24 protein-coding genes are annotated in these 22037 nt (G+C 54.0%); 5 read left to right on the top strand and 19 right to left on the bottom strand.

Annotated features, from left to right (window positions below):
* Positions 1 to 8 precede the first annotated feature (8 nt).
* Positions 9 to 98, bottom strand: coding sequence for a small membrane protein YldA (yldA, locus tag BMW97_RS24375; protein WP_008501020.1), 90 nt, complete (start codon positions 96 to 98; stop codon positions 9 to 11).
* Positions 99 to 237: 139 nt separating this feature from the next.
* A complete protein-coding gene (gene rnk / locus BMW97_RS08130; RefSeq protein WP_045261020.1) occupies positions 238 to 648 on the bottom strand; it encodes a nucleoside diphosphate kinase regulator in 411 nt (136 codons plus the stop codon).
* Between the two features lie 245 nt (positions 649 to 893).
* On the opposite strand from rnk, the gene BMW97_RS08125 reads away from it, so the two are divergent.
* A complete protein-coding gene (locus BMW97_RS08125; RefSeq protein ID WP_045909598.1) occupies positions 894 to 1511 on the top strand; it encodes a flavin reductase family protein in 618 nt (205 codons plus the stop codon).
* Here the strand turns inward: BMW97_RS08125 and rna are convergent.
* Positions 1505 to 2314 carry a ribonuclease I gene (rna, locus tag BMW97_RS08120; protein WP_045909597.1) on the bottom strand — a complete coding sequence of 270 codons (810 nt, stop codon included), beginning with the start codon at positions 2312 to 2314 and terminating at the stop codon, positions 1505 to 1507. The genes BMW97_RS08125 and rna overlap by 7 nt on opposite strands.
* Before the next feature lie 94 nt (positions 2315 to 2408).
* Positions 2409 to 3776, bottom strand: a complete 1368-nt coding sequence (dcuC, locus tag BMW97_RS08115; RefSeq protein ID WP_045909596.1) for an anaerobic C4-dicarboxylate transporter DcuC — start codon at positions 3774 to 3776, stop codon at positions 2409 to 2411.
* Positions 3777 to 4171: 395 nt separating this feature from the next.
* Here dcuC and pagP point away from each other — a divergent pair, with 395 nt between their 5' ends.
* Complete coding sequence (gene pagP, locus BMW97_RS08110; RefSeq protein ID WP_082087751.1) at positions 4172 to 4789, top strand: lipid IV(A) palmitoyltransferase PagP; 618 nt, start codon at positions 4172 to 4174, stop codon at positions 4787 to 4789.
* A 190-nt stretch (positions 4790 to 4979) separates the two neighbouring features.
* Positions 4980 to 5189 carry a transcription antiterminator/RNA stability regulator CspE gene (gene cspE / locus BMW97_RS08105; RefSeq protein ID WP_002439184.1) on the top strand — a complete coding sequence of 70 codons (210 nt, stop codon included), beginning with the start codon at positions 4980 to 4982 and terminating at the stop codon, positions 5187 to 5189.
* 219 nt (positions 5190 to 5408) lie between these two features.
* Here cspE and crcB read toward each other — a convergent pair whose 3' ends face one another.
* Entirely contained in the window at positions 5409 to 5792 is a 384-nt protein-coding gene (gene crcB / locus BMW97_RS08100; RefSeq protein WP_024907010.1) for a fluoride efflux transporter CrcB, read from the bottom strand.
* 67 nt (positions 5793 to 5859) lie between these two features.
* Here crcB and BMW97_RS08095 point away from each other — a divergent pair, with 67 nt between their 5' ends.
* Entirely contained in the window at positions 5860 to 6648 is a 789-nt protein-coding gene (locus BMW97_RS08095; protein WP_045909594.1) for a deaminated glutathione amidase, read from the top strand.
* 125 nt (positions 6649 to 6773) lie between these two features.
* Complete coding sequence (gene tatE, locus BMW97_RS08090) at positions 6774 to 6977, top strand: twin-arginine translocase subunit TatE (protein ID WP_023310742.1); 204 nt, start codon at positions 6774 to 6776, stop codon at positions 6975 to 6977.
* An 81-nt stretch (positions 6978 to 7058) separates the two neighbouring features.
* On the opposite strand, the gene lipA is transcribed toward tatE, so the two are convergent.
* From lipA to leuS, 14 genes are all read right to left on the bottom strand, one after another.
* Positions 7059 to 8024 (bottom strand): lipoyl synthase, encoded by a 966-nt coding sequence (gene lipA / locus BMW97_RS08085; RefSeq protein WP_090392633.1) that lies wholly within the window; start codon positions 8022 to 8024, stop codon positions 7059 to 7061.
* Between the two features lie 207 nt (positions 8025 to 8231).
* The gene (locus BMW97_RS08080) at positions 8232 to 9185 is read right to left on the bottom strand and encodes a YbeF family transcriptional regulator (protein ID WP_045909593.1); all 954 of its coding nucleotides are present in this window, start codon (positions 9183 to 9185) and stop codon (positions 8232 to 8234) included.
* Between the two features lie 291 nt (positions 9186 to 9476).
* Positions 9477 to 10118, bottom strand: coding sequence for a lipoyl(octanoyl) transferase LipB (gene lipB, locus BMW97_RS08075; RefSeq protein ID WP_045909592.1), 642 nt, complete (start codon positions 10116 to 10118; stop codon positions 9477 to 9479).
* A gap of 94 nt (positions 10119 to 10212) precedes the next feature.
* The gene (ybeD, locus tag BMW97_RS08070) at positions 10213 to 10476 is read right to left on the bottom strand and encodes a DUF493 family protein YbeD (protein ID WP_003858718.1); all 264 of its coding nucleotides are present in this window, start codon (positions 10474 to 10476) and stop codon (positions 10213 to 10215) included.
* Between the two features lie 106 nt (positions 10477 to 10582).
* Positions 10583 to 11794: a D-alanyl-D-alanine carboxypeptidase DacA gene (gene dacA, locus BMW97_RS08065; RefSeq protein WP_008501035.1), complete on the bottom strand. Its 1212-nt coding sequence runs from the start codon at positions 11792 to 11794 to the stop codon at positions 10583 to 10585.
* A gap of 139 nt (positions 11795 to 11933) precedes the next feature.
* Positions 11934 to 13046 carry an endolytic peptidoglycan transglycosylase RlpA gene (gene rlpA / locus BMW97_RS08060; protein WP_045909591.1) on the bottom strand — a complete coding sequence of 371 codons (1113 nt, stop codon included), beginning with the start codon at positions 13044 to 13046 and terminating at the stop codon, positions 11934 to 11936.
* Between the two features lie 16 nt (positions 13047 to 13062).
* Positions 13063 to 14175 (bottom strand): peptidoglycan glycosyltransferase MrdB, encoded by a 1113-nt coding sequence (mrdB, locus tag BMW97_RS08055; RefSeq protein WP_008501037.1) that lies wholly within the window; start codon positions 14173 to 14175, stop codon positions 13063 to 13065.
* Between the two features lie 2 nt (positions 14176 to 14177).
* Positions 14178 to 16079: a peptidoglycan DD-transpeptidase MrdA gene (mrdA, locus tag BMW97_RS08050; RefSeq protein ID WP_008501038.1), complete on the bottom strand. Its 1902-nt coding sequence runs from the start codon at positions 16077 to 16079 to the stop codon at positions 14178 to 14180.
* A gap of 28 nt (positions 16080 to 16107) precedes the next feature.
* Complete coding sequence (gene rlmH / locus BMW97_RS08045) at positions 16108 to 16575, bottom strand: 23S rRNA (pseudouridine(1915)-N(3))-methyltransferase RlmH (RefSeq protein WP_003858701.1); 468 nt, start codon at positions 16573 to 16575, stop codon at positions 16108 to 16110.
* 3 nt (positions 16576 to 16578) lie between these two features.
* Complete coding sequence (gene rsfS / locus BMW97_RS08040; protein ID WP_023334893.1) at positions 16579 to 16896, bottom strand: ribosome silencing factor; 318 nt, start codon at positions 16894 to 16896, stop codon at positions 16579 to 16581.
* A gap of 269 nt (positions 16897 to 17165) precedes the next feature.
* Complete coding sequence (gene nadD, locus BMW97_RS08035) at positions 17166 to 17831, bottom strand: nicotinate-nucleotide adenylyltransferase (RefSeq protein ID WP_025912714.1); 666 nt, start codon at positions 17829 to 17831, stop codon at positions 17166 to 17168.
* Positions 17824 to 18855 (bottom strand): DNA polymerase III subunit delta, encoded by a 1032-nt coding sequence (holA, locus tag BMW97_RS08030; RefSeq protein ID WP_045909590.1) that lies wholly within the window; start codon positions 18853 to 18855, stop codon positions 17824 to 17826. The genes nadD and holA overlap by 8 nt, the downstream gene beginning before the upstream one ends.
* Entirely contained in the window at positions 18855 to 19424 is a 570-nt protein-coding gene (gene lptE, locus BMW97_RS08025) for an LPS assembly lipoprotein LptE (protein WP_008501042.1), read from the bottom strand. The genes holA and lptE overlap by 1 nt, the downstream gene beginning before the upstream one ends.
* Positions 19425 to 19438: 14 nt before the next feature.
* A complete protein-coding gene (gene leuS, locus BMW97_RS08020; protein WP_045909589.1) occupies positions 19439 to 22021 on the bottom strand; it encodes a leucine--tRNA ligase in 2583 nt (860 codons plus the stop codon).
* Positions 22022 to 22037: the final 16 nt, after the last annotated feature.

The following is a 22037-nucleotide window of genomic DNA, read 5'->3' as shown; positions in this document are numbered from 1 at the left end:
ATGTTCGCTTACCAGTGGCGTTCAAGATAGAGCACGGCCGTGACGATAATCGCCACAAAAATCAGAAAGATAAGTGTGATAACGCCTATCTCACTCATGACCGTCCCCGCGGCACCAAAACAGATTAAGCGTGGATTAAGGCCATTTTGCGCGGTATAGGAAAATCGGGTGAATTTGCGGAAAGAGGATGCGGCTGCATCCTCTGTGCAAAGCGGGGAGGTGCTTATTCAGAAGAGATTAACGCAGGTAATCGCCCGCGGCTTCTGGCTGGTAGAGCAGCTCCAGCACTTCCAGATGGGTCGAGGCACCGCCCGGCAATTCCCAGTGGATCGTATCCCCCGTACGCAGCCCCAGCAGTGCGGCACCCACAGGGGCCAGAACAGAAAGCTGTGCGCTGCTGTCGGTCATCTGAGCGGGGTAAACCAGCGTACGGGTCAACTCTTCACCGGTGGTCAGGTTGCGGAATTTCACCTGGCTGTTCATGGTGACCACGTTATGCGGCATCGTCTCAGGCGTGCACATCTGTGCCCGGTCGAGCTCCTCATTCAGGGCGTCGGCCACGGGGAGCGAGGCGAACTCCGCTTTTTCCAGCAGCCTGTCGATACGTTCTGCGTCGAGCTCATTGATGATAATGGTAGGTCTGGACATTTTTTACTCCATGTCGTTAATGCTGCGTCTTACGCAGAAACTGATCCAAAAGAAAACCCTCGCCGTCTGGCAGCGAGGGTTTAACTCTCCCGATGATACTGGCTGAGCGCGCAAGTTTGAAGTGATGAAAGTCACATTCATGGGCCATATGAATTTTGCTGAAATTTATTCAGTCTTCATTCCTGGCGGAATACGTTACGCTGAGTGTCGTGAATCCGGGCGTTGCCCGCCAACGAGAGAGAATTATGTACTTCTATCAACCGTCTCAGGGACACGGCCTGCCGCATGACCCGCTGAACGCCATTATTGGTCCGCGTCCGATAGGCTGGATCTCCTCATGCGATAAGGCCGGTCAGCTGAATCTCGCACCGTACAGCTTCTTTAACTGCTTTAACTATCGCCCGCCGATCATCGGCTTTTCCAGCAACGGCTGGAAGGACAGCGTGCGTAATATTACTGAGACAAAAGAGTTTGTCTGGAATCTGGCAACGCGCGATCTTGCCCAGGCTATGAATCAAACCTCCGCGATGCTTCCCCACGACCGGGATGAATTTAGCTTTGCCGGGCTCACGCCAGCGGCCAGCCAGCTGGTGAACGCGCCTCGCGTTGCAGAAAGCCCGGTGAATTTTGAGTGTCGCCTGTCACAGTGCATTCAGCTGACGGGGGCTGACGGTACGCCGGTAGACACGTGGCTGGTGCTGGGGGAAGTGGTCGGTATCCATATTGACGAAACGCTGCTGGAAGAGGGGATATACCAGACGGCGAAAGCGCAGCCCATCCTGCGTGCGGGTGGGCCGACGGCGTACTATGGCATCAGCGATGAAAACCGGTTTGATATGGTGCGCCCAACGGTGGATCAGTAGCCGGCTTTATCAATCACAAATTGTTTACCGCAGTTACCCGGATGTGGCTGCGGGGCAAATGAGGTCGCAGAAAGCGGGTTGTTAATGGTGTCTGCCTTCAGCGAAATCTGCATCTCAGTCAGATAAGCCGGGTTGCCGCTGCAGGTCAGCTTGAACGCTTTGACGTTCTCGTTGCCCCAGCTCCTGGCCACGGCATTGTCAAAATCGCTGCGAGTGACGGTTTTCCCGTAGTGACCGGCAAGGAATTTACCGACCGCACTGTTTTTAATTTCCTGATTCATCCGCACCATCGTGCCGAAATAGGCATCGGGATCGAAACCAAAGCAGACGCCGTGTTTAGCGTATTCGTAACGCTCCAGGCAGGAGTTACCGCCCGCGCCCGGCATCACGTCGTTGAGCTTTGCGGCAGCGGAAAGCGACAGCCCGGTTTCGGCGGCTTCGCATTTGCGGCTGGCCTTCACTTCCGGCATGTTCGGAATGGGGCGCGTGGCGCAACCAAAACGCATCCAGCGACGCTCATCTACCCCGCGTGCGGCAATGGATTTCGGCAGGCCGGGCCATAACCCGTGAACGGTCAGAAAATCGGCTTTATTTTCGCGCTCTTTTTGCAGGCGACATTCGTCAGGTTCATTGCGGTTGCGCTCGACCATGCTCTGGCAAAACCCGGTTTGCCAGGACAGAGCCAGCACATAGCGATCGAAATCGCCATACTGGGTTGCCTTGAGCGGTTCTGCCTGTGTGGAGAAGACACAGAGTGCAAGCGCGATTGCGCCGGACGGGATAACAATATCCTTCCTGAACATATGATTTCCTGATCGAATGAGCGTGATTAATTTCTGGGGGTTATTAAAGCACAAAAAGCGCCCGCAGGCGCTTTCTGGATATCCCTAATTTAGGTTAGGCTGCGCCGGGAACCAGCACCTCCGTGGCGATAATTACGATAATTAGCCCAACCAGAACGGGTACGGAGGTGCGTTTTACCACTTCGAATGGGGAGATTTTTGCCATCCCGGCAACGGCAACCACCACGCCTGATACCGGGGAGATGGTACGGCCCAGGTTTGACGCCTGCAGCATGGGAATGGAGAGATAGGCCGGGTTAATACCGGAGGAGTGGGCCAGTTTCGGGATCATCTCAACGAAAGCGTAGAAAGGCGCATTACCGGAACCGGTGGTCATCGCCGCCAGCATGGTGAGTACCACCAGGACCAGCATCAGGATAATACTGGCCGATCCGAACGAGGTGGCGATAGAGATCAGGCTCTGGATAAAGCCGATGGTGCTCAGACCCTGGGCAAAAACGCCCGCTGCCACCAGCAGCATCACTACGCCAGCGAAGGCATCCGCCATGCCGCGATAGGCAACTTCCAGACCCGAGAACACCTTTTGCGTGTTAAAACCACGCACAAATTCCAGCACGGCAGCCAGCAGCATGCAGATCACCAGAATGGTGATAATGTGCAGTTGCGGGCCCCATTTGCCGTCAAAAATCAGCACCCCAATAATCGGCGTGAAGGGCAGAATGGCATAAAACGCGGGAGCGGTGGTGGTGATTTCACTCACGTCCATCATTTCATGGCTGATGTTTTCTTTCTTATCGAGATAGCGCTGCCAGAAGAAATGCGCGATACCCATGCCCACTATGGCAACGATTGAGATCGGCAGCGTGGTTTTAAAGGCGAAGTCGATGAGCGACATCTCCGCAGCCTTTGCCGCCAGCACGACGTCGCCGGAGGTCGGGGAGAGAATAATCGCAGCCGGAGACGCGCAAATGGCTGCTGCCGCGCCGCGGCTGATACCGACGTTCACCATGACCGGGAACAGCGTGGCCATCAGCAGTACGCCAAGTCCGGTAGCCGACGAAACGGCCAGTGACATCAGGCAGGCGAGGAAATAGGCGGCGACCATCAGCAGATACGGCGAGTTGATGTATTGCAGGGGTTTGGAGGCAAGCTTAACGACCATATCGTTGGCGCCGATGTGGGTCATGTAGGCCGCAAAACCGCACAGCATCATGATCATCATGCCCAGGTCACCGCCGCGGCTCATGAGCAATATTTTAATATATTCCACAATATCGGTGGCGGTGTAACCGGTGCTGGTTGCGCTGGCAGGCAACACCTGATGCCCCATCAGTGCGCTGATAATCAGCAGCGTTAAACCGCCAACAAATAATACGCCCGTGGCCGAGTAGCCTTTAATGATGTAGCGTGCGACACCGACAATGATGACGACTCCAATAAGGAGCTCGAATAACGTAAGCATGATTTCCCCTGTATCTCTGCTGCTATGGAGCACAAAAAATCAATAAAAAAAAGAAGGATGAAAATGTGCCGAATAAATGGCCTGTTCTTGCTGATTAAAATCAATAAACAGACGACTAGAGAGCAGAACAACCGTGTTTTTGCCATGGCTCATACATTTATGCCATGCGGGTCTTGACCGTCAGAAATAGCGCAATATGTCCTTACAATGATAACAGATTGTTAATATTTTGTATAATGCGGCATGTTGCTGATAAAGAAGGTGAAACAGGCTAAAGGCCCACCCTGTATGTGCTTATTCAATCTTACTGTCCGGTTTTATTAAGAATATTCCCGGAAAAAGGCCGAATAATTAGGAATAACGCTGATGCCGTTAAGCTTCGATTCAACTATTTTATGGTAAACTTTGCCTCGAATACTAAGAATGGTAATTGCATTGTGATCGTACGTAATACATTTTTCTCAATTTTATTGTTTATTTTTGGGCAGTTAACGTTTTCTTCTGTTGCACAGGCAGAGGACAACGCGACGGATAAAGGATGGTTCTCAACCTTTACGGATAATGTCTCTCAGACATGGACGGCGCCCGAACATTATGATCTCTATGTTCCGGCAATAACGTGGCATGCGCGTTTTGCATATGACAAAGAGAAGACCGATAAATACAACGAGCGTCCGTGGGGCGCGGGTTTTGGTCAGTCGCGCTGGGATGAAAAGGGAAACTGGCATGGCATCTATCTGATGGCCTTTAAAGACTCCTTTAATAAATGGGAGCCGATTGGAGGCTACGGCTGGGAGAAAACCTGGCGCCCGCTAGCCGACGAGAACTTCCATGTTGGGTTGGGCTATACCGCGGGGGTCACCGCGCGTGACAACTGGAACTACATTCCGATTCCGGTGCTGCTGCCTTTGGCTTCTATCGGCTACGGTCCCGCAACGTTCCAGATGACCTACATTCCGGGCACGTATAACAACGGTAACGTTTACTTCGCCTGGATGCGTTTTCAGTTTTAACTGAAAAAACGTCATAGTCTGGTGAAAAAACGTGCAGGCGTTGATTCATAAACGATAAAAATCGGCCAGTGAAAATTAACGCGACTTTAGTCACTTTTTATCAAAGATCCGCTGGACAAAAGGTCTCACAATTGATGTACTGGTAACCGACACAGCATTTGTGTCGTTTTTTAATGTAAAGGTAATTTTGATGTCTAAGATTAAAGGTAACGTTAAGTGGTTTAATGAGTCCAAAGGATTCGGTTTCATTACTCCTGAAGATGGCAGCAAAGACGTGTTCGTACACTTCTCTGCAATCCAGTCTAATGGTTTCAAAACTCTGGCTGAAGGTCAGCGTGTAGAGTTCGAAATCACTAACGGTGCCAAAGGCCCTTCTGCTGCTAACGTAATCGCTCTGTAATTCAGACGCGTCAGCAAGAATTTCAAAACCCGCTCACTGAGCGGGTTTTTTTCGTTTTGAATCAGCCAAGCAGATACATTTTCAGGAAGCTTGCAACGATCAGCACGCTCAACAACACCATGCCTGCGCTCATCAGACTCTGTTTCATTCTGTCACCCTCGTTCAGTACTGCACTCAGAGTGACAGAGAAAAATTAAGCCAACATTAACGGTCCGTCTGTTAATGCGTGCTTGCGGAGGAAAAGAGCCAAAATGCGATCCCCGTCATCGCAAACGAGCCGAGCATGTTAATTGCGATATTCGCCAGCGCCCAGCCGATACGGCCTTCCTGAAAGAGAAACACCACTTCCGCAGAGAACGTCGAAAAGGTGGTTAATCCGCCGCAGAATCCGGTGGTAATCAGGACTTTCCACATTGGATCAATGTGCGTCATTCGGTTAAACCAGGCCAGCCCCATGCCAATGATAAAGGCACCAATCAGGTTTGCAGCCAGTGTCCCCATGGGAATCGCCTGATGCAGCGGGTTAAACCGCATACTCAGAAACCATCGCGCAACGCTACCCGTCCCCCCACCAATAAAAACGGCTAAAAGTAGTTGTAACACGCTAAATACCTGCTATTTGATGTGTAAGAGAAGCGAGTTTAACGCCGTTTATGATGAGGGGACAAATATGTATGTTGCGGTAGGGCAATTTGCGGTCACGCCAGACTGGCAGGCGAACGCGATAACATGCGTCAACCTGATGATGCAGGCCCGGCAGAAAGGCGCATCGCTGCTGGTGCTCCCCGAGGCGCTGCTGGCCAGGGATGATAACGACCCGGATTTATCGGTGAAGTCTGCGCAACCGCTGGACGGCGAGTTCTTGCAGCAACTGCTCGCCCAGAGCATGGGCAATACGATGACGACGATCTTAACGATCCATGTTCCCTCCACGCCGGGCCGTGCAGTGAATACGCTGGTGGCGATTCGCGGCGGAGCCATTGTTGCACGGTACGCCAAGCTGCATCTCTATGATGCGTTCAGCATTCAGGAGTCGCGGCGCGTTGACCCCGGAGACAGTATCCCACCGCTTCTGGAGATTGACGGATTCAAGATCGGGCTGATGACGTGCTATGACCTGCGTTTTCCGGAGCTGGCGCTCCATCTGGCGCTGCAAGGCGCGGACGTACTGGTATTGCCTGCCGCGTGGGTCAAAGGACCGTTAAAAGAGCACCACTGGGCAACGCTGCTGGCGGCACGCGCGCTGGATACCACCTGCTATGTTGTTGCTGCAGGAGAGTGCGGCACGAAAAACATCGGGCAAAGCAGGGTGGTCGATCCGCTGGGTGTGACGATTGCCGCCGCTGCGGAAGCGCCGGATTTGCTGGTGGCGGAGATAAACATAGACAGAATTGCGCTTGCACGTCAGCAATTACCTGTTCTTCGCAATCGTCGGTTTGCGCCACCGCAATTATTGTGATGTTTTTTTCAACAATGCTTGATTCACCTTGTTACAGATTGCTATTGTGTGCACGCGCTAAATGACCGTTAATACAGTCAGGTTTTGGCGCTGAATGCAGCCTGTTTTAAGTAAAGAAGGTATCTATGGGTGAGATTAGTATTACCAAACTGCTGGTGGTTGCCGCACTGGTCGTCCTGCTGTTTGGTACCAAGAAGTTACGCACGCTGGGTGGTGACCTGGGGGCTGCCATCAAAGGCTTTAAGAAAGCGATGAACGACGATGATGCAGCCGCGAAGAAAAGCGCTGAGGATGACGTCCCGGCAGATAAGCTTTCTCACAAAGAGTGACAGCAACGCCTGAGGGCATGCGAAAAAAAACCGGCTCATGAGGCCGGTTTTTTTGTATTACTGTAAATGAATATTACAGCTTTATTTAACTTCTTCGCCTTTAGCCTGCATATCGGCATGGTATGAGGAGCGAACGAATGGGCCGCAGGCTGCGTGGGTGAAGCCCATCGCCATCGCTTCGGCTTTCATTTCATCAAACTCGTCCGGGCTCACGTAGCGCTGTACAGGCAGGTGGTGACGGCTTGGCTGCAGATACTGGCCCAGGGTCAGCATGGTCACACCGTGGCGGCGAAGATCGCGCATCACCTCGATGATTTCATCGTTAGTTTCACCCAGACCCACCATCAGACCTGACTTAGTCGGAATATGCGGATGCGCTTCTTTGAAACGCTCCAGCAGTTTCTGAGACCAGTTATAGTCAGCGCCCGGGCGGACCTGACGATAGAGACGCGGTACGTTTTCCAGGTTGTGGTTAAACACATCCGGTGGCGTCGCGGTCAGGATATCCAGCGCGCGGTCCATACGGCCGCGGAAGTCAGGCACCAGCGTCTCGATTTTGATGTTTGGGCTTTTCTCGCGAATGGCCGTAATACAGTCAGCGAAGTGCTGCGCTCCGCCGTCGCGCAGATCGTCACGGTCAACGGACGTGATAACCACATAGCGCAGCGCCATGTCGGCGATGGTCTGCGCCAGCTTCTGAGGTTCGTTAGCATCAGGTGCGACCGGACGGCCATGAGCAACATCGCAGAACGGGCAGCGGCGGGTACAGATCGCACCCAGAATCATAAACGTCGCGGTACCGTGATTGAAACATTCAGCAAGGTTCGGACAAGAGGCTTCTTCACAAACGGAGTGAAGGCCATTCTTGCGCATCGCCGCTTTGATCCCCTGGATACGCGAAGAGTCGGCCGGAAGTTTGATTTTCATCCATTCCGGTTTTCTTAACAGCGCCTCGCGCTCTGTAGCCACGTTTTTAACCGGGATAAGGGCCATTTTATCGGCATCGCGGTATTTAACACCGCGTTCCATCACAATGGGTTTACTCATAGCGTGCGTGTTCCAGTTGCGAATATCGAAGGAAAGCGTTTCAATTCAAGGGAATGTTGTATTTATCAACTATTTTTGAACGAACGACAGGCAGTATATCATTGAAACGGTCGTTAAAGCAGCCTGCCAGATCGCCAATTTGTAAAATAGTTGTTGTTTTGTGCCTTTTGCCCTGCCTGTCGCAGGGGCTTATGCTGGCTCAACCTGTCAGAAGGCCTGACGGATAATGCGGATGACGTTTTCCAGGACCGGATCGCGCAAACTCAGCTTGTTGTAATGCAGTGAAATCTCAACTGATTCCGCATTAAGCTGACTGAGGGGAATGCTGTCCAGCGGCCAGCATTTCCGGAGCAGGTTATACAGGCGTGATGGCATCACGCACAGCATATCGCTGCTGCCGATCAGAGAGGCGGTGGTGAACATATTGTAACTGCTGAAGCTGATCTGACGTTCCGGGAAAATTTCATCAATACGCTGACGAAGGGCATGGTTAGACTGCCCTTCGGTCATAAAAGACGAGTGGTCGTAGTTGCGCAGGTTTTCGAGGGTCAGCGGTTCGCTGAGAACCGGATGCTGCTGCCGGCAAACCAGCACCAGGTTATCCGTATAGAGCACATTTTGTCCCAGCGCTCTGGCGCTGAAGCTGCCGCTTTCAATAATCAGGTCCGTCTGGAACTGGGCAAGCTGAACGTCAGGTTCATGGAGAGGCACATTGCGAAGCAGGAGCTGCGGAGCATGCTCTTTCACGGCCTGGAAGATCGCAGGCATGACCAGCACACCCACCGAAGGGGAACAGCCGATGGTGATGGTTCTCTGCTTATCGTAGCTCCCGGTTAAATCCAGTGCGCCCAGAATCGACTCCAGCCCCTGGCTGATGTACTCATGGAGATGCGTGGCGTAGGCCGTCGGCGTTACCCCCTGGCCCTTACGGATAAATAACGGGTCAGGAAATATAGCGCGTAGCTTTTGGATGGACTGGCTAATTGCTGATGGCGTGAGATTAAGAATTTTCGCAGCGTTAACGATACCCTTATGGACATATACTGCCTCAAAAATAGTCAGTAAATTGAGATCAATATTACGTAAAGTCCGAAAAATTTGCGGCTTGTCTTCGCCACCAGGTTCATTCAGTCGTTTGGCTGGTAAATTATTATACTCCACGCTTTCACTCCGTATACATTCACAATATGAATGATAGTTGAATTTATTTATTATGCTTGTAGAGATTCGTAAAGTGTTGGTTTTGTTTCACTTGTTTATCAAAAGCAAACACTTGTGTGATAATTGCTCACGTTACTTATGCCGTGTTTGCCGTGCTTGCTGGAGGCTAAATAATATGTAGCGGTAATATTCGGGCGCTTCGAAAATATAGAATCTGTGGATTATTGTAAAGTGCAAAAACGGTAAATAAACGGTGGCCCGCCAAATTAGCGAGCCCTGTTGTAGGATATATTAAGCAGGGATATATTCGTGCGGGGGATTGTTAAGTAGCGCTAACACGTTCTTCAAAAGCACGGGGCGAATAGTGTCTGGCGTAGCGGTTTCAACCCACTGGCGCACTTGCGTCATTTCCATACCGGCGTAGCCGCAGGGGTTTATGCGCTGGAAAGGGGCAAGATCCATATTAATATTCAATGCCAGGCCGTGGAATGAGCAGCCTTTACGAATACGCAGCCCCAGAGAGCAGATCTTCATTTCCCCAACGTAAACCCCAGGCGCATCGGCACGCGGATGCGCATCAATACCATATTCCGCCAGCGTGTTGACGACGGTTTGTTCCAGTAGGGTAACCAGCTCACGGACGCCCAGCTTTCTGCGCTTCAGATTGAGCAGGACGTACATCACCTGCTGCCCGGGCCCATGGTACGTGACCTGGCCGCCGCGATCGCTCTGGATAACCGGGATATCGCCCGTCATTAATAAATGTTCTGCTTTTCCCGCCTGACCCTGCGTAAAGACCGGCAGGTGTTCGACCAGCCAGATCTCATCGGGGGTTGTATCATCGCGTGAGTCGGTGAAGTCATGCATAGCCTGGGAGACAGGCTCGTAAGGTTGCAGCCCGAGGTGACGGACCAGAATTTTATCCTGATACAAAACTGCGTCTCCGAAGACGAGGGACAAAAGGTATGCGGGAGTATATCACAGCGGGGAGAGGGGTTACCCGGCAAACCGGGTAACCGCAAAGGGACTACAGCACCATACGAACGATTTCGATATTGCCGAGCTCTTCGTACAGCGTCTCAACCTGCTCAATGTGTGTCGCAGTGATGGTAATAGAAACCGAGTGGTAGTTGCCCTTGCTGCTTGGTTTTACTGACGGAGAGTAGTCACCCGGCGCATGGCGCTGTACCACTTCAACCACCTGATCAACCAGCTCAGGTTTCGCCAGACCCATTACTTTGTAGGTAAATGGGGTAGGGAATTCAAGCAGTTCGTTAAGTTTGGTTTTCATGTCAGCTCCGGCGTAACGTCAAAAAATAATAACTCCCACGTCATGTGGGAGTTATCAGGATACTTAGTATATGGGGATCAAAATCACACTTTCAAGTGTTCAATTTTTAACCAAACCAGTGGTGGAACATCAATTTAATGTAATCAATGATTTTGCCGAAGAAATTGCCTTCAGGAATTTCTTGCAGGACCACCAGCGGACGCTGATCGATCGTTTTGCCATCCAGCTGGAAGTTGATGGTACCCACAACCTGGTTTTTCTGCAGCGGGGCGTGCAGCTCGGTGCTGTTCAGTACGTAGCTGGCTTTCAGATCCTTCATACGACCGCGCGGAATGGTCAGGTAGAGGTCTTTATCAACGCCGAGAGAAGCACGGTCGTTGTCGCCGAACCAGACGGGTTCAGACGCAAACTCTTTGCCTGCTTTCAGTGGATTCACGGTTTCGAAGAAACGGAAGCCCCAGGTCAGCAGCTTCTTGCTTTCTGTTTCACGGCCTTTAAAGGTGCGACCCCCCATCACGGCAGAGATCAGACGCATCTGGCCTTCAGTGGCGGAGGCGACCAGGTTGTAGCCCGCTTTGTCGGTGTGACCGGTTTTGATGCCGTCAACGTTCAGGCTGTTATCCCACAGCAGGCCGTTACGGTTGGTCTGACGGATACCGTTGAAGGTGAACTCTTTCTCTTTATAGATAGAGTACTCATTCGGGACATCGCGGATCAGCGCCTGACCAATCAGCGCCATATCACGTGCGGAGCTGTACTGACCGTCTGCGTCCAGGCCGTGTACGGTCTGGAAATGGCTGTTTTTCAGACCCAGCGCGTTCACGTAGCTGTTCATCAGGCCCACGAAAGCATCCTGGCTACCGGCGGCAAAATCGGCCATCGCCACGCAGGCATCGTTACCCGACTGCAGGTTGATACCGCGAATCAGCTGGGAAACAGGAACCTGCATACCCGGTTTCAGGAACATCAGAGAGGAACCTTTAAAGACCGGGTTCCCGGTCGCCCACGCATCGTTACCGATGGTGACCAGATCCGTTTCTTTGAATTTACCTGCCTTCATCGCCTGGCCGATAACGTAGCTGGTCATCATTTTGGTCAGGCTGGCCGGGTCACGGCGGGCATCGGCATTCTGTTCTGCCAGCACTTTGCCAGAGTTGTAATCGATCAGGATGTAGGATTCCGCGTCGATTTGCGGAACGCCGGGGATCATGGTCTTGATATTCAGGTCATCGGCGTGAGCTGCAGAGAGCGCAGCCGCGCAAAGGGCCGTGGTCAGCGCCATGCGCTGCACAAAACGAGCAGAAAAAGTGGTCTTCATGGTCAGAACTACGACATCCGTGATGGAATTAAAAAAAGTGCCTTACTATAGCAAATGCTATTCAGGCAGGCATCCGACTTTAAGCATGAGTTTGTGAATGTGTTTTACACAAACTGACAATTCGGATACCGCCGGTTAATTATTTCGCAACAGCGATAAATGACTGAAGCTGAGCTTCATTCTGCAGACGCTGCTGCAGGGAGGCTGCCTGCGATTTGCTGGCAAACGGCCCCATCTGAATGCGCCAGACCGCACCGTTCTGCTCAACGCGCCCTGGTACGCCAAACTGCTGGCTCAGACGCTGCTGATACTGTTTGGCCCGGGCCTGATCGCTCACTGCGCCGACCTGAACCACATAGCTGCCGCTGGCCGCTGTTGGAGCCGTCACCGCTGCACTTTGCGTGGCCGCGGGCGCCGTTACGGGAGCCGACTGGGTCGCTGGCGCAGCAACGGGAGCGGGGGCTGGGGTAGGCTCACTGCCTTCCAGCACGCCCGAGGCTAAGGTCGTCGGTGCGCCAAGAAAGCCGCTACTCTTTACCGGTGCGCCCGTTGAATCGTCGCTTTGCAGCGTGTCATTGCTGATTGGGCGTATTTCTCCCCCCGGCTGAGCAGGCTCGGCCGGAGAAGAGACGCTGCCCATTCCGCCGTCAAGATTTGGGCGGTCGGGCAGGGCATAGGTCTGTTTCGCCACCGTCGTACACGCGGTACCTGGCCCGGACAGCGAACCATCCTGTGCCACGATAATCGGGTCAATACGGACTTTGGTGTTGTTTGAGGTATTCAGACGATCGGCTGACGCGCGAGACAGGGAGATCACCCGGTCATTTCCGTACGGGCCGCGGTCGTTGATACGCACGACAATCATACGGCCGTTTGCCAGGTTGGTGATGCGGGCGTAGCTCGGGATCGGCAGCGTTGGGTGTGCCGCCGTCAGCTGCATCGGGTCGAACGTCTCCCCGGAGGCCGTCAGGTTACTGCCTGGCTCGGCATCGTAAATGGCGGCAAAGCCCGCCTGACTGAAACGGGAAGGATCCTGAACAATTTTATAGCTTTTGCCGTCGCGCTCGTAATCCTGATTGGCACTGGCATTCAGCGGTTCATAAACGGGATCGGCACCGCTGATTTCAACGATTGGGCCATTACACACCGCAGGCTGCGGCGGCGCGACGGTTGCCTGTTGCTGACCATCATCACTTGTGCAGGCCGCAAGTAAACTTGCCGCAATGCAGATCCCCAGCCACTGCTTACGCATTCCGATCCCCTTATTTTTATACGCTTTTTGACAACATTTTTCTGTGGGTATGGATCGACATCACGATACCAAACCCGGCCATCAACACGATCAGTGCCGAGCCCCCGTAACTCACCAGCGGCAGCGGTACGCCTACCACCGGCAGAATACCACTCACCATACCAATATTTACGAAGACATAAACGAATAAAATCAGCATCAACCCGCCAGCCATGACGCGACCAAAGGTCGTTTGCGCGCGTGCTGCAATCCACAATCCCCGCATAATCAGCAGAACGTATAGCGCCAGGAGTATTAAGATGCCCACCAGCCCCAGCTCTTCCGCGAGTACCGCAAAGATAAAGTCGGTGTGGCGTTCCGGTAAAAATTCCAGCTGCGACTGCGTACCGTGCAGCCAGCCCTTACCGCGCAGACCGCCGGAGCCAATCGCAATCTTGGACTGAATAATATGATAGCCCGCGCCCAGCGGATCGGTTTCCGGATCGAGCAGCATCATGACGCGCTGGCGCTGGTAATCATGCATCAGGAAGAACCAGAGAATAGGGATGAACGCCGCTATCAGCACCACCGCGATGCCAATCAGGCGCCAGCTCAGGCCCGACAGGAAGAGGACAAACAGACCTGAGAGCGCGATAAGGATTGAGGTGCCGAGGTCAGGCTGTGCCGCAACCAGCAGCGTTGGCAGGAAAATCAGCACCAGCGCGATAGCGGTATTCTTCAAAGACGGCGGACAGACGTCGCGGTTGATAAAGCGTGCCACCATCAGTGGAACGGCGATTTTGGCAATCTCCGAGGGCTGGAAGCGGACAATACCCAAATCCAGCCAGCGCTGCGCCCCTTTTGAAATGGCACCAAACGCATCGACCGCAACCAGCAAAATAATACAGAAGATGTAGAGGTAGGGCGCCCAGCCTTCGTAAACGCGCGGCGGGATCTGCGCCATCACCACCATAATGATCAGGCCCATGGCGATCTGGCCGATTTTGCGCTCCATCATCCCGATGTCCTGGCCGCTGGCGCTCCAGATAACCAGCGCACTGTAAACCAGCAGAGCCAGCAGGATCAGCAGCATGGCTGGGTCGATGTGGATTTTGTCCCACAGCGATTTTTTATTTGGATTATCCGTCATGATTATTGGTCCTCCGCCGCAGCGGCGGCCGGGTTTTCAGCCGGCAGTTCGGTGTTGTTATCACCCAGCATGATGTGGTCAAGGATCTGGCGCATGATGGTCCCTACTGCAGGCCCGGCACCGCCGTTCTCCAGAATCATTGCCACCGCGACCTGCGGGTTGTCATAAGGGGCAAACGCCGTCATCAGCTTATGGTCACGCAGACGTTCGGCAATGCGGTGCGCGTTATAGGTTTCGTTGGCTTTCAGACCAAATACCTGCGCAGTACCGGACTTCGCCGCCACTTTGTACGGCGTCCCGGCGAAATACTTATGTGCGGTACCGTTCGGGCGGTTTGCCACGCCGTACATACCGTCTTTCGCGATTTCCCAGAAGCCGGAATGAATGTCACCCACCGGGGCTTCGTGCGGCTGGTTCCACGGCACTTTTTTGCCGTCTTCAACCGTACTCTGCAGCAGATGCGGCACTTTCACCACGCCGTCATTGATGAGGATCATCATGGCTTTGTTCATCTGAAGCGGCGTTGCCGTCCAGTAGCCCTGACCGATACCCACCGGAATGGTGTCGCCCTGATACCACGGCTTTTTAAAGCGCTTCAGCTTCCATTCGCGCGTCGGCATGTTGCCGGAGCGTTCCTCCGCGAGGTCAACGCCGGTGTAGTGTCCGTAGCCGAATTTGCTCATCCACTCTGACAGGCGGTCGATCCCCATGTCATAGGCCACCTGATAGAAGAAGGTATCCGCAGACTCCTCCAGCGATTTGGTGACGTTCAGATGACCGTGACCCCATTTTTTCCAGTCGCGATAGCGCTTATCTGAACCCGGCAGCTGCCACCAGCCCGGGTCAAACAGGCTGGTATTGCGGTTGATGACGCCAGCACTCAGAGCAGAGACCGCCACGTACGGTTTAACCGTTGATGCCGGTGGGTAAACCCCTTGCGTCGCGCGGTTCACCAGCGGCGTGTTGGGGTCATTCAGCAGACCGGAGTAGTCTTTACTGGAAATGCCGTCAACAAACAGGTTCGGGTCATAGCTTGGCATTGACACCATCGCCAGGATGCCGCCGGTTCGAGGATCGGTGACCACAACGGCTGCACGACTCCCCGCCAGCAGGGTTTCAATATACTGCTGCAGCTTAAGGTCGAGGGTCAGATAGACGTCATGCCCCGCCTGCGGCGGTACCTCTTTAAGCTGGCGGATCACGCGGCCACGGTTATTAACCTCAACCTCTTCATAGCCGGTTTGCCCGTGCAGGACATCTTCGTAGTAGCGTTCAATGCCCAGCTTACCGATATCATGCGTTGCGGCGTAGTTCGCCAGCTTGCCGTCTTTATCGAGGCGGTCGACGTCTTTGTCGTTAATCTTGGAGACGTAGCCAATCACATGCGTCAGCGCGGAGCCGTAGGGGTAGTAGCGACGCTTGTAACCTTTTACTTCCACGCCAGGGAAACGGTACTGGTTCACCGCAAAGCGGGCCACCTGGACTTCCGTCAGGTTGGTTTTAACCGGAATGGAGGTGAATCGGTGTGAGCGGGCGCGTTCTTTTTTAAAGGCGGCGATATCGTCGTCGTTAAGGTCAACAACGCTTTTCAGCGCTTCCAGTGTATCCTGAACATTATCGACTTTTTCCGGCATCATCTCGATTTGATAGATGGTGCGGTTTAACGCCAGCGGGGTGCCGTTACGATCGTAAATAATGCCGCGGCTGGGTGCGATAGGTACCAGCTTGATACGGTTTTCGTTGGAACGCGTCTGGTAATCGGTAAAGCGGACAATTTGCAGATTATAAAGGTTGGCGATCAGCACGCCGGTAAGCAGCAAAATCCCGGTGAAGGCGACCAGCGCCCGGCGCACAAACAGCGCGGACTCAGCCGTATAGTCGCGAAAAGAATTCTGTAGTTTCATCCGCTGCTTAATCTACCCTGGTCAGTCATTACTCGCGGTGATAGGGGTGGTTGGTAGTAATGCTCCACGCGCGATACAGGCTTTCTGCCACCAGTACCCGAACGAGCGGGTGGGGAAGCGTCAGCGCGGAGAGGGACCAACTTTGTTCTGCTGCCGCTTTGCAGGCAGGGGATAACCCTTCAGGCCCGCCAATCAACAGACTGACGTCACGACCATCCTGCTTCCAGCGCTCCAGTTCGTGCGCCAGCTGCGGCGTATCCCAGGGTTTTCCTGGAATATCGAGGGTGACGATGCGGTTCTTGCCTGCGGCAGCCAGCATCAGTTCGCCCTCTTTATCGAGAATACGTTTGATATCGGCGTTCTTGCCGCGCTTACCGGCGGGAATTTCCACCAGTTCGAACGGCATGTCTTTTGGAAAACGGCGCAGATATTCAGTAAAACCGGTTTGTACCCAGTCCGGCATTTTGGTGCCGACGGCGACCAGCTGCAACTTCACGCATTAACCCCAGAGTTTTTCCAGTTCATACAGGCGACGGCTCTCGTCCTGCATGACGTGGACAATCACATCGCCGAGATCGACAACCACCCAGTCAGCCGTCGCTTCGCCTTCAACACCCAGCGGTAACAGCCCTGCTGCACGCGATTCCTGAACCACGTGATCGGCAATCGAAACAACATGACGCGTGGACGTACCGGTGCAGATAATCATGCAGTCGGTAATACTGGATTTACCCTTCACGTCAATCGCGATGATGTCCTGACCTTTCAGGTCATCAATTTTGTCAATAACAAAATCCTGGAGTGCTTTACCCTGCAAGTTTTCCCCCTGGGGTGAATGAGATTGTAAAACTTTGAATTCGTAGCCAGGCAGTATACCTGAACTCATGCCTGTATCGGGACAAATGTCTCCGGCCGGGCTTTTGAAGGCGGGTATCATCCCACCCTCCGCCTGAGATTGCATCGCCATTTTTGTAAAACAATTTCTGTAAAGCAATGACTGGCGGGAAAGTCTGGCAGCGGAGAATAACAGTATGGCTTACCCTGTCAAGGCAGGATAAACAATAAGCCGCTTTTTATGCCTTCCCGCTATTCATCTGCGCTTTTCTGATACAAACCGTGCGTATGGATATAGGCCAGCACCGGTGCGGGGAGCAGATCGTCACATGCTAAACCCTGCTGTAAACGCTCGCGAATGAGGGTCGCAGAGATATCGAACCACGGCGTTTCCGCCAGATAAATCTTCCCGGCAGGCTGATTGTGGAGATCTTCAACATTGGCGGTGAGATGATCTTCCAGCCACTGCTGGTACTGTGCTTCGCGCATGGTCAGCGGATAGCCAGGACGGCGGCAGACGAGCAGATGGCTGTTCTCCAGAATGGTTTCATATTTATGCCATGTGGGGAAGTTCAGCAGGGAATCCTGACCGATGATAAAAGCCAGCGGCTGGTCTGGCCCCTGTTCTGCGCGCCACTCCTGAAGCGTCTGCGAGGTCCATGAGGGTGTGTCGCGACGCAGTTCACGCTCGTCAAGCCGGAAGAGCGGCTTATCTGCGATGGCCAGGGCAAGCATCTCTTTTCGCTGCTCGCTGGTCGCCTCGGGCTGTGGACGGTGGGGCGGGACATTATTGGGCATGATGGTAACGCGCTGAAGGCCGATCAGATTCGCCAGAATTTCAACCGGCTTCAGATGCCCGTAGTGTACCGGGTCGAAGGTGCCGCCATACAGGGCCTGTAAAGAATGCATACTATCCATCAATAAAAACGTCTGCCAGCGCCTTGTGGCAGAGCAGCAGAGAAAGGCTTTCCAGCTCCGCCCAGACCGACTGGCCGTAATCTTGCTTTAGCGTAAGCTCGGCGCGCATCAGAAGCTGTACCGCCTGGCGAAGCTGTTCATGACTCAGGCGGTTGATGGCCTCGGTGGTCAAAGCCCGGCGATTTTGCCACACCCGGTGTTTATCAAACAGCGAACGCAAAGGCGTATGGGCAGACTGACGCTTGAGCGTAATCAGCAGCAGTAATTCGCGCTGCAGGGTTCGCAGCAGAATAACCGGTTCGCTGCCTTCGAGGCGCAGCTGCTGCAGAATATGCAGGGCGCGTTTACTTTTTGCCGACAGCAGCGCGTCCACCCAGTGGAACGGCGTGAAGTGCGCCGCGTCGTTAACGGCCTGCTCGACGCGCGGCAAGGTCAGCTTGCCGTCCGGCCAGAGCAGGGAGAGTCTGTCAAGCGCCTGCGCCAGGGCCAGCAGGTTACCTTCATAGCAGTAACAGAGCAGCTGATTCGCCGCGTCATCCAGCTGAAGGTTGTGCTGTTTCGCTCTCGCGGCGACCCATTTAGGCAGATGTGCCTGCTCAGGCGTCTGACAGGTGACCAGCACTGCGTGGGTCGCGAGTTGGGTAAGCCAGGCCGCGTTTTCCTGCGCTTTGGTCAGCTTGTTGCCACGCACAATAAGGAGCAGATCGCTGTGTAAGAGGCTGACCAGCGTTGCGAGTTGCTCGTTTATCGCCGCGTTAGGGCCGTTCTCCGGCAGCAGGATCTGAATTGTCTGGCGCGATGCGAACAGGCTCATCGCCTGACAGAGCGAGAAGAGGGCGTTCCAGTCGGTGTTGTTATCCAGCTGGACGGTGTGATGTTCATCAAAACCCTGCGCGGCGGCGGCATGCCGCACGGCATCCAGGCTTTCCTGAAGCAATAACGGATCGTTTCCAAGAAGCAGATACGCCGCGCGCAGCCCTTCATTGAGCTGCGCGCGGAGTTGTTCAGGATACAGCCTGATCATCATTTACCCAGAGAGTTAGCAGCAGGAAGCGTGCCATCAACCGGTTTATCAACAATGTCAGATCCTTGTTTGGTTGACGCTGCAATACTAGGCAGTTTACGGATCAGCTGTTCCGCCGCCTTGTCATACATTTCGTTGATGATAATCTGCTGTTCGGCATCTTTTGCCAGCGCCGTCTGCGGGTTATCGAAGAACGAACGGTACACTTTCGTGCTGATCGGATAGATGTCTTTACCCGGGATCAGAACTGCCGCATTGACCGTCAACACCATTTGATACTCTGCGGTACGGCCATCCTGGAAGATAGACGCGGTATCTCTCGACAGACCACTTCCTGTCACACGCAGAGACGGCACATCCTGACGCAGCGTCTGTTTCTCAACAAGCTCAACGCCGTTCAGACGCAGCTGATTGCGAATTGCCCGGCTGAGTGGACCATTCGGATCCCCGGAATCAAAGATCATGGTTTTCATCTGAGCAGGCACTGCCGTGGTATTGCGCAGGTGCCAGCCACAGCCAGCGGTGACAAGCACCGCCAGAGATAAGAGTATTGTTGCCAGTTGTCGCACGTTTCCTCCCGCGCTTAGCCAACGACCAGATTCAGCAGTTTACCCGGTACGTAGATCACTTTACGTACGGTAACGCCCTCAAGATATTTAGCGACCAGTGGTTCCTGGCCCGCGCGCTCGCGAACCTGTTCTTCGGTTGCATCGACCGCCACGGTAATTTTACCGCGGACTTTGCCGTTCACCTGGACTACGACCAGCGTGGTGTTTTCCACCATCGCGGCTTCGTCAGCCTGCGGCCACGGCGCGTTGTCGATATCGCCTTCGCCTTTCAGCTCCTGCCACAGGGTAAAGCTAACGTGCGGCGTGAACGGGTTCAGCATGCGAACGACGGCCAGCAGTGCTTCACGCATTAAGGCACGATCCTGCTCGCCGTCCTGCGGGGCTTTCGCCAGCTTGTTCATCAGTTCCATAATAGCCGCAATTGCGGTATTGAAGGTCTGACGACGACCAATATCATCGGTCACTTTCGCAATCGTTTTATGAACATCACGACGCAGCGCCTGCTGATCTTCAGTCAGTGCGGCGGCGTTCAGCGCCGGGGCATCGCCCAGTGAGGTGTGCTCGTAAACCAGTTTCCAGACGCGTTTCAGGAAGCGGTTTGCGCCTTCTACGCCAGACTCTTGCCACTCCAGCGTCATGTCTGCCGGAGATGCAAACATCATGAACAGACGCACGGTATCCGCACCGTAACGCTCAACCATCACCTGCGGGTCGATACCGTTGTTTTTCGACTTAGACATCTTGCTCATGCCGGTGTAGACCAGCTCATGACCTTCGGCGTCTTTGGCCTTCACAATACGGCCCTTCTCGTCGCGTTCAACGATCGCGTCAACCGGAGAAACCCAGTTACGCTCGCCGTTTGCACCGACGTAATAGAAGGCATCCGCCAGCACCATGCCCTGGCACAGCAGCTGTTTTGCAGGTTCGTCAGAGTTCACCATGCCCGCATCGCGCATCAGCTTGTGGAAGAAGCGGAAGTAGAGCAGGTGCATGATGGCGTGTTCGATACCACCGATGTAGATATCTACCGGCAGCCAGTAGTTCGCCGCGTTGGAATCCAGCATGCCATCCTGATACTGCGGGCAGGTGTAGCGTGCATAGTACCAGGATGACTCCATAAAGGTGTCAAAGGTGTCGGTTTCGCGCAGCGCAGGCTGGCCGTTGACGGTGGTTTTAGCCCACTCAGGATCGGCTTTGATCGGGCTGGTGATGCCGTCCATGACGACGTCTTCCGGCAGGATCACCGGCAGCTGATCTTCTGGCGTTGGCATCACGGTGCCATCTTCCAGCGTCACCATTGGAATTGGCGCACCCCAGTAACGCTGACGGGAAACACCCCAGTCGCGCAGACGGAAGTTAACTTTACGCTCGCCCACGCCAAGGGAGGCCAGCTTGTCGGCGATGGCGTTGAAGCCCTCTTCGAAGCTCAGACCGCTGAACTCGCCGGAGTTGAACAAGGTCCCTTTTTCGGTCAGCGCGTGTTCGGACAGGTCTGGTTCAGAACCGTCAGCCGCCAGGATAACTGGCTTGATGGTCAGGCCATATTTGGTGGCAAATTCGTAGTCGCGCTGGTCGTGACCCGGAACGGCCATCACGGCGCCCGTGCCGTATTCCATCAGTACAAAGTTGGCGGCCCAGACAGGGATCGCTTCGCCCGTCAGCGGGTGAATGGCTTTAAAGCCGGTATCAACGCCTTTTTTCTCCATCGTTGCCATATCGGCTTCGGCCACTTTGGTGTTGCGGCATTCGTCGATGAAGGTAGCCAGTTCCGGATTGTTTTCTGCCGCTTTCTGCGCCAGCGGGTGACCTGCGGCCACGGCCAGGTAGGTCGCGCCCATGAAGGTGTCCGGACGGGTGGTGTAGACGGTCAGAGTCTGGTCGTAGTTCTCAACGTTGAAGGTGATTTCCACGCCTTCGGAACGGCCGATCCAGTTGCGCTGCATGGTCTTAACGGTATCTGGCCAGTGGTCCAGATTATCCAGATCGTTCAGCAGCTCATCAGCATAAGCGGTGATTTTGATAAACCACTGCGGGATCTCTTTACGCTCTACTTTGGTGTCACAGCGCCAGCAGCAGCCATCGATAACCTGTTCGTTCGCGAGAACGGTCTGGTCATTCGGGCACCAGTTAACGGCAGAGGTCTTCTTGTACACCAGGCCTTTTTTGTACAGCTCGGTGAAGAACTTCTGTTCCCAGCGGTAGTATTCCGGGGTACAGGTTGCCAGCTCGCGGCTCCAGTCATAGCCAAAGCCCAGCATTTTGAGCTGGTTTTTCATGTACGCGATGTTGTCGTACGTCCACGGTGCCGGCGCCGTATTATTTTTTACCGCCGCGCCTTCCGCAGGCAGACCGAACGCATCCCAACCGATGGGTTGCAGAACGTTTTTACCCAGCATGCGCTGGTAACGCGCAATCACATCACCGATGGTGTAGTTACGCACGTGGCCCATGTGTAGTCGACCAGAAGGATAGGGAAGCATCGACAGGCAGTAATACTTCTCTTTGCTCTCGTCTTCGGTTACTTCAAAGGTGCGCTTCTCGTCCCAGTGTTGCTGGACTTTTGATTCTATCTCTTCCGGGCGGTATTGCTCTTGCATGGCAGCCAGTGGTCCT

Source organism: Enterobacter sp. NFIX58 (assembly GCF_900110475.1).
GTDB lineage: Bacteria > Pseudomonadota > Gammaproteobacteria > Enterobacterales > Enterobacteriaceae > Enterobacter > Enterobacter quasiroggenkampii.
The sequence above is the reverse complement of the archived record's forward strand: the minus strand, read 5'-3'. Positions and strand labels throughout refer to the sequence as shown.